Below are 11,140 nucleotides of genomic sequence, written 5' to 3'. Positions count from 1 at the left end.
TAGCGCGCGGAAAGCTTGGGATGGGCCGCTACCGCCCGCTTCACGAGGCGTTCCGGGTGCACGGCCGGTGCGAGGCCGAAACATTCGGCCAGCCACGTCACGAACTGCGTGTGGCCTGCGCTGGGTTTGTGCGGGCGCTTGGCCTCGTCGTAGTACATGCCGAGGTCGGTCACATCCAGGGCCAGCAGCGAGAGGAATTCCTCCAAGCTGTCTGCCAGCACGGTGCTGCCGCTGTGGCCCACGTTCAGGTAGACGATCGGCGCGTTGGCCGGGGTGCGCCCGTCGTAGAGCCAAAAGCCGTACTGGGAGCCGTCCGCATCGTGGCCGAAGAGGGCGAAATCGCCGGCCATTTCGGAACTGCCCAGCCAGCCGCTGGCATCCTCCGGCGCCAGCTTGAAGCGGCCGCTGAAGTAGCCCTTGATGTCGGCGGCAAACTCGCCGAGGTCATCGAGCAGTTGCGGCACGGGATGGGCGCCGAAAGCGGGGCGGAAGTCAGGTTTGGCCAAGGTGATTCCTCGGGCGCGCCCGTTGGGCTGCTCAGTAGAGGTTGACGTCGCCGTCGGTCGATTCCACCACTCGGCCGTAAAACGGGAACCAGCCCGGGGGGCCGAAATTCGATTTGCCGACGAATTCGATCATACACCCTTCTGGAAGGTCCAGATTCACGCTGTTGTTGACGACGGCTCCCTGCGAAAACAGGGTGCTTTGCCCGAAGAGTCGCACGCCCACTTCGGTCATCGGAGGCGCCGCCGGGTTGAGCAAACACTTGTGTTTCCCGACGCTGTCGCAACCGGCGGGCACAGGTGCCCCCCCACCACCGGAAGCGGGTGGCGGAGTCGGCGTAGGGGTGGGCGTGGGCGTGGGAGTTGGTGTGGGGGTCGGGGTTGGCGTGGGGGCTGCCGCGCTGGGAAGCACCACAGGGGCCTTGGTGGCCGCAGGGGCACTGGGGGCCCCGGCCACCTGGCTGGCCCCGGGCTGAGGCGTGTTGTTTGGGCCGAGTGGCGTCGCGCCTGGCGCCGCGGGGACCACCGGCGTGCTCGCCCCCGCCGTGGGCAGGGCGCCCGGTTGCTTCAAGGCGTCGAGCGAGGACTTGATCTCGGCCAGGTCCTTGCGCAGATCGAGCAGCAGGCTGCGCAGCTCTGCCACCGCCTTCACCAGTTCCTCCATGCGCGCCTTGATCGCCAGCGTATCGGTGAAGTCCGGCAGCTTGTCATTGGTCAGGTTGCGATCGGTGGCTTCCACCGCGGTCTGGAATTTGCTGGGGTTGAATTCGCCCAGTGCGCCGCCCGGCAGGCCTTCCAGCACGTTGAAGCTGACCAGCGTGCTGGCGGCATCCACGACGGTCGAGGCGCCGTACTTGCCGACCTTCACGACGGTCCGCAGCTGGGCGGTCTTGCCGGTCGAGGTGGGAATCTCCGCCACGATCACGAAGGTCTCATCAGCCGGCACCTGGTCCAGCGAGAATTTGGCCCCGCCATCGGTCTTGACGTCCGGGATGTCTGGGATGGGTCGACCGGCCGAATCGGCCAGGTAGACGCGCACGCCCTCGACCACGCCGCTGTCGACCGCTTGCAGGCGACGGGTGGCTTGGAGACTCAGGGCCCCGTTCGACACGATGCCCCCCGCATGGTTGGCGATCAGGGCGTTGCTCCGGTCGCTGATCAGTTTGACGCTGCTGCCGAGCGAGATGTTCCTGGGCACGCGGACCTCGCCCAGCACCTTCACGCGGCCCGGCAGGGCAGCGGCGGCGATCGCCGCACTCGGGGCTGCGGTGGGCGTCGGGGGTGTTGCTGCCGGTTGGCTACAGGCCACGAGCAGCACCCCCAGGGTCAGGACGGCGGAAAGTTGGCGCACGAACAACCTCGTTCCAGAACAGAAGGCATCACGTATCCTGCTTCCTACCCGTCCAACCGACCGCCGTCACGACCATCAGGCGGGCCAGGCCACGGGCTGGCGACGAGAACACCGGGAAACGCGCCTCAGGCGCGCCGAGGGAGCACGTCCTGACCAGCCGCAGGCCCGGACGTCCGGAGCTGCGGCCCATCATCCCGGGGAAAGGTCAAAACATGCCCGCTTCGAGGCTTTCGAGACTGGCCTCCAACTTGCGCACCACCGCCTCGCCCAGCGGTTCGAAGCGTTTCAGCAGGTCGCTTCGCTCCTCTGGCGGCCGGTCCGCTTCGTCCAGTGCCAGGCCGTGGAGCAAGCCCTCCACCACCGCCGGTCCAATCTCCAGGTTTTCCAGCAGCGGAGCCACCTGACGCAGCCATCCACCCGTGACCAGGCTGCCCCCCAACACCGGCACGTCGGTGCGTCCGGGCATCCAGGCCGACAGGGTGGCGCCTGGGTGGGCTTCCACGAGGCGACGCACCACAGGGCCCGCGGCCTCGTCGCCCACGGGCAATTCGAACCAGCGGGCCAGCAACAGGGCTTCTTCGGGGTCGCGTTCAGCCACGTGGTGAAGGCCCTCCACCCAGTCCGGTGACCACCAACTCCCGTGGTATAGCCCCTCCTCCGCCACGCCGACGGCCAGGGGCGGCGGGCTCTCGCCACTCAGGGGAAACCGCCAGACCGCCGCATTGCCCTCCTCCGCCACGGCCCAGAGCCGATCGATGCCGCCATCGTGTCGCCAGACGACGACCTCGTGCTGGGACGCGTCGAACCCGATCGCGCCTGCCAGATGCAGACGGGCAAAATCCTCTCCGGGTTGGGGCAAGGTCAGGCCGCTGACGAAGCCGGCCCGCCTGACCTGGGAGGTGTCGCCAGGCTTGGCCGCCTGCACCGGCTCCGGCAGCAGGCGCGGGCCGGAACGAAGGCCTTCCTCGCGCAGGCGGTGAAGGTCGTCGCGTAGCAAACGCAGGCTTTCACGTAGTTCCTCGTGGGCCTGGCGGAGCTGGCCCTGCTCGCCTTCGAGGCTCTGGTGGTGAGTCTCGAAGGCCTGTAGCAGCAGCTGGAGCGCGCCGCTGGTATCGTGGACCGACTTGAGCCCCTGGCGTAGCTTTTGCTGTTCGTCGCGGAGCACCTTGAAGGCCTGACGAAAGGCCTGATTCTCCTCGTGCAGACGCCGCAGCCCACGGAGGGTGGTCTGTCGCTCCTCCTGCAACGTCAGCAGGCTTTTCTGGGCCGATTGATGCGCTTCCTGCAAACGTTGGAAGCCTTGGAGCAGCGTCTGGGTCTCGTCGCGTTGCTTGCCCTGGGCCGCTTGCTCGATTTGTCGCTCCGCGCGCAGCGCCTCCAGCGCCTGTCGCAAGGCGTCCTGTTGGTCCGTCAACGATTTGAAACCATCCTGAAGTTGCTTCAGACCCTCCTGAACGGCCGGCGGCATCGGCCACTGACCAGATGGTTCCTGAGCGGGGCGCGCCCGGGCGTCTCGCAGTGACGCCACGTCGCGCAGAAGGGCATCGAGCGTCTCTTTCAGCCCTTCGGCGGGCTGCACCGGTGCGACTGGCTGGGGCGGCGCCGGGGGACGGGCCGCCATGTCGGCGATCGCCTGCTGTAGCCCCGCTGCCTGCTGTCGCAGACGCGCCACCTCCTGCTCCAGGGCAACGGTCTGGGGCGTCGGTCCGGCGGCAGCACTGGCCGGCGCGGGGGGCGGGACGGGGAATGGAATCGCGACGGGCGGGGATGCAGGACCGGCGACAGGGGCGCTGGCCGACGCGGGGGTTGGGAAGCCAGGTGGGAAGCCGGCCGTTGCGGGCGGAGCAGCGGTGGTGAGCGGGCTGACCGGGGCGAAGGGGGGAGCTGCTCCAGGCGGTGGGACAGCGACCGAGCCTGCCCCCGGGGAGGTGGGCATCGGGGAGTCACCGAGGTCGATGATGAACGCGTCGGATTCATCAAACGGCAATCCCGCCAGGTCGGGGGCTGCGAGCGCTGAAGGGCTGGGCGAGGCCAGGGACGGCTGCAACGGCGCGTTCAGGAAGTCCGGGATCGCGTCCTCGTCGGCTCCCTGGGCGGAGTTGAACAGGGCGAAGGGGTCCGCCGCTCCACTGGGCGCTTGCGGGCCCGTCGGCGGGGCAGCCTCCAGAGCCGCGAACAGGGCAAACGGGTCCAGCTCGGCGGGGCTCCCACCGGACGAGGCGTTCGGCGCGCTGGGCATCGCCGGAATGACGCTGGCAAACTCGGAAAAGGGATCGTTGGGTGTTGCCGTGGGCAGCGCGGTTGGGCTGGTCGACCAGCTGGCCAGGGGCGTGTCACCCCGAGGCGGCTCCGCCTCGGCCCCCCAGCTTTCCGGCAGGGCAAGCGTGGCCAGGGCGGCCAGTGTTGGACGGCTTGCCGGAGTGCCGCGCGTGCTTTCCAGCAGGACGAGCGTGTCGCGCAGGGACGGGGGGAAGCCCGTTTGCGCGAGCGGCTCGGGCAGACCCGGCGGATCGAAGCCCGAGAAACTTCGCCAGAGGGTCATGGCCAGGCCGAACACATCCGCCGACGGATGTCCGTCCTGTCCGGTCAGCAATTCGGGCGGGGTGTAATTCGGGGCGAACAGTTCGGCCGGACCTCCCAGCACCCGCCCGAGTTGATAGCGGGCCACCCCACCACCCAGCAGCCAGACCTGATTGTCTTGCGTGAGAAAGATGCTGCGCGGCGCCACATCCAGGTGGGGGATCTGAGCGTCCGCGGCCACTTGGAGTTTCTCCAGCAATCTGACGGCCAGGTCGGCGAGTCGTTCCGGGCTGAGCCGTCGCACGCGCGAAAGATGGGTCTGCAGCGGTTCTCCCTCGGCAAACTGAAGCAGCAGGTAGGCGGTGTTGTTTGCCTGGCAGTGGTGCAGGAGGGGCGGCCCCAGGGGAACGGGCAGGCGCGCCCGCAGGTAGGCCTCCTGCAGGAATTCGTCACGGGCTGCCTCGAACCGGGTGTGCCCCAAGCCTGGAGGCGGAATGACGGCGAGACCGTTGCGAGAGGAGCCGTGCGGAAAGAATTCCTTGACCACGTAGGAGCGACGCTGGGCATCCGCCACCAGGTAGGTGATGCTGGTGGGGCCCTGTCCCAGCGTGGGCCCCACCAGCAGGTTCAATCCCTCGAGGATGGTGCCTCGCGGGAGAATGTTGAAGTTGGTCTGGTGGGGGTCGAAGGTCATGCGGCGCCCTGGTGCTGTGCCCAGAGTACCCGTCCAGCGCGGCTTGGAAACCTCCCGGCGATCCTGACGCCATGTCGTTAGAAGGGAGCAATCACGGGGAACGCCATGGGGGATTGTGTCGAACCTGCAGACGACCGGTGCGGGTTCCTGTGCGCCGAGGTGTCCGGGCTTGTTGGCATACGAGGATCAGTTCCTGGGGGCGGGGCCTTTGGCAACCGGTCAACTCGTTCGCGCCCTGGACGGTGACTGGGGCGTTGGTCAGGTGGCTGGCGTGCAGGGCAGTCGGGTCGAGGTGCGCTACATGGCGGCCCTCGACGTCGAGTGGACTCATTTTCACGACCTTCGCCACGTGGTTCGTGTTCGCCTGGCGGCCGGCACCCCCTGCCTGATTCCGGACGAGGGGCAACGGGGGTGGCGGGCTGGCTGGATACGGGCCTGGCGCGAGGATGCCTACGAGGTGGCGGCGCCGGAGGGGGGGCTCGAACGCCTCGAGGAGTCGAACCTACGGGTCCTGTGCGCGCGTCTGATGGATCGCCCGCAGCAACTGTTGGCCTTGCGTGGGCACGGCAACCCGCTGGCCACCGAACGGAGGCGGGAACTGGTGCGTCAGCTGGTCGCCTGGCGCGGCAGCAGCCGTGGACTCTGGGGCCTGCTGTCCGCCAAGGTCCCGCTGGAACCTCATCATGTCGAGATCGTGCGTCGGGTGCTGGAGGATCCGGTTCCCCGCTACTGGCTGGCGGACGCGGACTGGACCGACCGGGCCTTCGAGGCAGCGGCGGTGATTCGTCAGCACTGCCTGGAAGAGGCCCGCACCCAGGTGGTCTTGCTGGCACCCGAGGGCCTGCTCGCTCGCTGGCGCGCCCTCTTGATGGGACCTTTTCGCCTGGAGTCCTTGGTGGACCGCCTGCTGCTCCACGCGCTGGAGCAGCCTCTTGCCCCGGCGATGCTGCGTGACTGCACCCTGCTGGTTCTTGATGAGCCGCTCACCCTGCTGGAGGCCTCCGAACGGGAGGGGGGAGGGCGGCACGATTTTGAGCGCCTGCGCCAGCTCGCCCATCAGGTTCCAGGGCTCTTGCTGATGGAGGCGCGTGCGCAGGAAGTCGGGGACTCCGCCAGTCAGGCTCTCCTTCACTTGCTGGATCCGTCTCGTCACTCGTGGCCCTTGGGCCCAGACCTTCCTCCCTCACGCCTCGCCGACGGGCCCTTGCCCGCTGCGTCGGCAGGTCGACGTCTGGAAACCTCCTTTCAGGCCTTGCAGCATCATCGCCTGGTTCACCTGCTGCAACCTTCGCACGCCTCGGAGCCGCTGTGCTGCTGGGACGAGCTGACCTCCGCGGGAAACCTGGGTTTGCTGCTGGAAGCCTGGCGAGAAGCGGCCCAGCGTCACGCCGCCAGCGGGGGGGGCGACGCGCTCGCTGGTTTGGCCGCGCTGTGGCGTCGGATGGTGCAGGCGGCAGCCGTCTCCCCGACCCTGCTGCGGAGCCTGGTCCGGGCGCGGCTGCGGGGGCGATCGCCCGCTCCACTCCCACAGGACTGGCCGGCAGAACCGCTGCTCGGCGTCCCTGACGCGGCCCCCTTTCCTGGTGAAGCAGACCTGCTCCAGGCCCTCGAGGCCGCCCTGGGCACACACGACCGAGATGGCCTGAATGGGCTGTGTGACCGACTGATCGAACTGGCGGTGTCCGGTAAGGTGGTCGTTTTCAGCTCACATCCCGCCGTGGCTCTGGCGTTGTATCAGCGGTGCGCCACCGAGATGGGGTTGACTGCCGTGGCCTTTCACATTCACCCCTCGCCTCCGGGCGAGCGGGAAGAGGAGCGGCGGCGTTTCGATGAAAACGAGTCGTGTCGCGTGATGGTCTGTGACCCCGCCTCCGAGGGAGCCTTGGGGCTGCTTGAGGCGACGTGGTTCGTCCACGCGGACCTCAGCGGTTCGCTGGCTCAGGTGGTGCCCCGCCTGGCTGGCCGTGCGCGCCTGGCTCAGCGCGCCCGTGCCCGTCATCTGGTTTTCCTGGGCGCCACGGCCACGCTCGCCTATCAACGGGCCCTGCTCCAGGCCCTCCACCGCCATCTCGACGTGTTTGCCGGGGAGTCCCCCTTGTCGGGTGCGCTGCTGAACGAGCTGGAGAGCGTTCTTCAGTGCTTGTTTCTGAGCGGAGAGCCGGACCTGCCGGAACGTTTGGGCCAGGCCATCCTTGGCGCGAAGGAGCGAGCAGAGGCGGCACGTCAGGCCAACCCGGTGGGCGACGGCTGTATTCACCTGGACGATGGGGTGCGTCAGCGTTACGAGGCGTTGATGGCCTCGGAACAGGCTTCAGAGGCTTTTCGGGCCGCCTTTGAAGGCTGGATGTTCGACGTCTTGAGGATCCCCTTCAGCGTGGCAGGCTGCGCCCCCGAACGACCGGTCGGGATGGCCGCCTGGTTCTGGCAACGGTTGGCCGGCGTGCTCCAGACCACCGGCACCTTTGACCGCGCAGAGGCGCTGAGCCGGCCCGACCTCGCCCTGTTCCGTCCGGGCGATCCGCTGGTGGATCAGGTCCTGCAGACGCTGCGCTGGAACCAGCGGGGACAGGCTTCGGCGCTTTGGCGCCAGACAGGCGCCTGGTCGAGCGAGCCGGGGCAAGAATGGCTGGGCTTGCGCGTGGAGGTGGTGGTCGAGGCGGATGATGAGCCATTCACTCGCCTGGCTCAGGCGGCCCAGTGGCGAGAGGCTGACATGGCCTGGGTCCGCCGCCGGGCTGACGCTCACTGCCCGCCGCGCGTGGAACAGGTGTTTCTAGGCGCGGACCTCCGCGAGGTGACGGCGCCCGAGTTGAAGGCGATCCTGGAAGCCCCCTATTCGGAGGAACCAGGGGGGCATCAGGATTGGCCGCTCGTGCGCGATCTGCTGGCCTCGGGCTATGACGTGTTGCCCGTCCAGAACTGGTCAACCTTCGTGGAGCGCGGCAGCGAGGCCGCCCGCGGCTTGATTGCCGCCCGTTGGGAGGTTCAAGACCACCTGGCGCGCCAGCTCGCTTTGCCTGAAGGCGAGTTGGAGTCGCCCGAGGTTCGTGAGGGGGAGTTGGCCTGGACGCCTGCCCCGCCAGCAGAGAACACGTGGTTGCTACAGGAAGCCTTGCTCGAGGCCGTGCGTCATCCACGCCTGCGCATCGACTCCATCACCCTGATGGTGGTGTCCGGCCGAGCGCCGCGCGGGGTCAACCACAAGACCATGCCAGAGGGGCCGCGGCACTTGAATCGCCAGCGGCCGGCCTTGGCGCCGTTGGCCGCCAGTGAAGTGGCGCTGCGCGTGGCGCGTCGCGAGGCGCGGGGATTGAGCATCCGGGCTCTGGCCAACCTGACGGGGGTGGCGCTCGAGCGTTTGGCGGCCTTCGAGGCCCGGGGCACCACGCTACCGCAGGACGCCCTCGCCCGCTTGGATCGCACCTTGGAGGTCCTGGCCGAGGTGGCCACGGAGGACGCTCGGGATGCGCGCGTACCCGCCGATGGCCGCCTGACGATGCGTCGCCAGGCAGCCGGTTTCAGTCAGGCTGATTTGGCGGCGCGATTACGCGTGCCTTTGGGCGTCGTCTCGGCCCTGGAAATGGGCAAGGTTTCCCCGTCGCGGGTCTTTCTGACGGAGCTCGAGCTTGCCCTCGGCCAGACGCCACGCACACCGGCGCCGCCCGCCCCGGCTCCCGAGGTCGAGAGTCCGCCGGCGCCGCCCGCCCCGGCCGCCGAGGTTGTGAGTCCGCCGGCGCCGCCCGCCCCGGCCACCGAGGTCGTGAGTCCGCCGGCGCCGCCCGCCCCGGCTCCCGAGGTCGTGAGTCCGCCGGTGCCGGCCGCCCCGGCTCCCGAGATCACGCGCCCGCCGGCGCCGTCGGCCGCTCAGGCGCCGCTGGATCCTCGCACCCTGCGCAAGCAAAAGGGGGTATCCCAGCGGGAACTGGCCGATATGCTGGGCATCTCGACGGCGGCGCTGTCCTTTCACGAACGTGGCACCAAATCGCTGGCTCCTGACAAGGCCGAAGGCCTGACGCGGATCCTGCACTGCCTGGCCGATGTCTCCAGCGTGGATTTTCTGGGCGATCGCCTGGCCCGCCGCCTGGCCGAGCGGGGCTGGGACGCGGCGGTGCTGGCCGAGCGCTCCGGGGTGGCGCTGGACACCATTGCCGCCCTGCTAGCCAAAGGCTTCGACAACGCCGCCCGAGAGGACCTCCGCCGCATGGCGGCTGCCCTGGGGAGCCAGGACACCCCGTGGCATCAGACGGCGCACGGCTGGCAGGGCCCAACCCCCGAGCAGCTGGCCGAGCTGGGGGTGCCGCTGGCTTTGTTGACGCATTTCAGAGCGGGCACCATGATGCCGGCCCCCGATCTGCTGAGACGCCTTCAATCCTTAAGGTCAGGCGACGCCTGAACACGCGCTCTCCCCGCTGTCGTTGCCCCTGGCGCGGCCACGCGCGCGGGGGGCGTGAACGCCTGTTCGCTGCCGCAGGGCTGCCGGGTGGCTTCCCTCCACGGGCACTGTCAAGGGCGCGGGGTGTTCGTTCGCACCGGTGAAGGGAGAGCGTTCGTTGGGGGCGGCACCGGAGCGACGGCCGCCGTGGCGATCGCCTCGGCCTGGAGGACCAGCGGGAAGGCCGGGGTGTCGGATTCCCCCTCCTGCTGCAAGCGCAAGACGCCCAGGTCCACCTGGAATCCGCCTCCCTCTGCAGAGGGGGGGGCTGCCCCCTGAGGGGAGGGGGCGTGCGTCACGCGGCGCTTGTTGTCGAGCATCAACGGGACGATCACGGGCCGGTAACCACCGGCCGATACGGTGAGCGTGTACTCTCCCGGCAACATCCGGTCCAACGTGAAGACACCTTGGGCGTCGGAAAATTGGTTCTCCGTGACCGGCGGTTCGCACTGGGCCAGGGCGCCGTCGATCGGTTGGCCCCGCTCGTCGCGCACCTCGGCCGTGACCTTGCCGAAATAGGTGACCAGGCTGCCCAGACGGGTGCTGCCGACCTCGACGGGAGGGCCCTCATTCAAGCTCACGCCGCGCCGGGGCGGAAGGTGGTGGAAGGCCCGGAAAATCTGCAGCGAGTAGTCGGCGGGTGGCAGGTCGCTGATCTCGTAGCGCCCTTGCGGGTCGGTCACCACCGTGACCGGCTCGCTCTCCGTTTCCGCATCGAGCAGACGCAGGCGGGGTTGCGGGAAAATTGAGACGGAGGCCCCGACCAGCGGTTTGCCGTCGCTGCCGAGGGCCGTCCCTCGACAGCCGGCCAAAGCCGATGGGGCAGGGCTCAGGACGATGGGCTGGTCCAGCAAGATGGCCCCGCCCGGCTTGACCATCACCCCGCGGATGCGCTGCCGACGGTATCCCGGCTTCGACACCACCACCGTCCAGCTACCCTCCGGGACGTGGGCCAGCGCAAACCGCCCGGTCTCGCTCACCTTGGCGGCCACGATGCCTCCACCGCCCAGACATACGTCCGCGCCTTCAGAGCGATCGCCGGCACGGGGGTTGCCGAGGTCCACGCGGCCCTGAATCGTGCCCGTCTTTCGCGTGACCAGGTCGCGCACCTCCACCACGGGCGGTAGCTTGGCGGCCGGCACGGTGATCGGAAGGGGGGTGATGGCCTTGGTCACGCCGCCCCTGCCGTCCGGTACGGTCGCCTCCAGCGTGTAGGTCGCGCCGGTGGGCACCTTGGCGCTGTAGGTGCCGGTTGAACTGAGTTCGACCTGGCTGGTGTGGCTGGCGCTGCGGCAAACCAGCGTGCCACCACTGGCGGGTGTGGCACCTGGCTCCTTGCCGGCCGGCTGTCCTCCGGCGCTTGGCGCCTGCTCGACCAGGACCTGCCCCGTGAGCGTGCCGGTGCTGGCCAGAGGCACGGCGGGTGACGAGCCACGGTCGCCCAGGATGCCCCGCAGGGCCTCGCAGCCGGCGAGGGTCAGAAGGGCTGCGGTCAAGCCGCTGGCGAGCAAGGTGGGGCGCCCCATGGATTCTCCCAACCGCACACCGTCCTGGGCGGACGCGGCGGGACCATCGTACCCGATCTTGCCTCGGCCGTCTGGTGCGTTGCCGCGGTCGCTGCCGGCCTGGCCGACGCCGTG

General features: G+C 69.0%; 5 protein-coding genes. 1 reads left to right on the top strand and 4 read right to left on the bottom strand.

The genetic code is table 11. The features are described 5' to 3' along the window. The 3 genes from VKP62_04035 to VKP62_04025 form a co-directional block, all read right to left on the bottom strand. A partial coding sequence (locus VKP62_04035) for a hypothetical protein (GenBank protein MEB3196354.1) occupies nucleotides 1-506 on the bottom strand: 506 nt, incomplete at its 3' end. Between the two features lie 31 nt (nucleotides 507-537). Continuing rightward, nucleotides 538-1,854: a hypothetical protein gene (locus VKP62_04030; protein MEB3196353.1), complete on the bottom strand. Its 1,317-nt coding sequence runs from the start codon at nucleotides 1,852-1,854 to the stop codon at nucleotides 538-540. 205 nt (nucleotides 1,855-2,059) lie between these two features. Next, nucleotides 2,060-5,068, bottom strand: a complete 3,009-nt coding sequence (locus VKP62_04025) for a protein kinase (protein MEB3196352.1) — start codon at nucleotides 5,066-5,068, stop codon at nucleotides 2,060-2,062. A 169-nt stretch (nucleotides 5,069-5,237) separates the two neighbouring features. Between VKP62_04025 and VKP62_04020 the strand changes: the two genes are divergently transcribed. After that, nucleotides 5,238-9,461: a helix-turn-helix domain-containing protein gene (locus tag VKP62_04020; GenBank protein ID MEB3196351.1), complete on the top strand. Its 4,224-nt coding sequence runs from the start codon at nucleotides 5,238-5,240 to the stop codon at nucleotides 9,459-9,461. Between the two features lie 110 nt (nucleotides 9,462-9,571). Here the strand turns inward: VKP62_04020 and VKP62_04015 are convergent, their stop codons facing one another. Further along, entirely contained in the window at nucleotides 9,572-11,026 is a 1,455-nt protein-coding gene (locus tag VKP62_04015; protein MEB3196350.1) for a carboxypeptidase-like regulatory domain-containing protein, read from the bottom strand. Nucleotides 11,027-11,140 lie beyond the last annotated feature (114 nt).

Source organism: Candidatus Sericytochromatia bacterium, assembly GCA_035285325.1.
In the GTDB taxonomy this organism is placed as follows: domain Bacteria; phylum Cyanobacteriota; class Sericytochromatia; order S15B-MN24; family JAQBPE01; genus JAYKJB01.
Note: the sequence above shows the minus strand (reverse complement) of the source record. Positions and strands in the feature narration are given on the sequence as shown.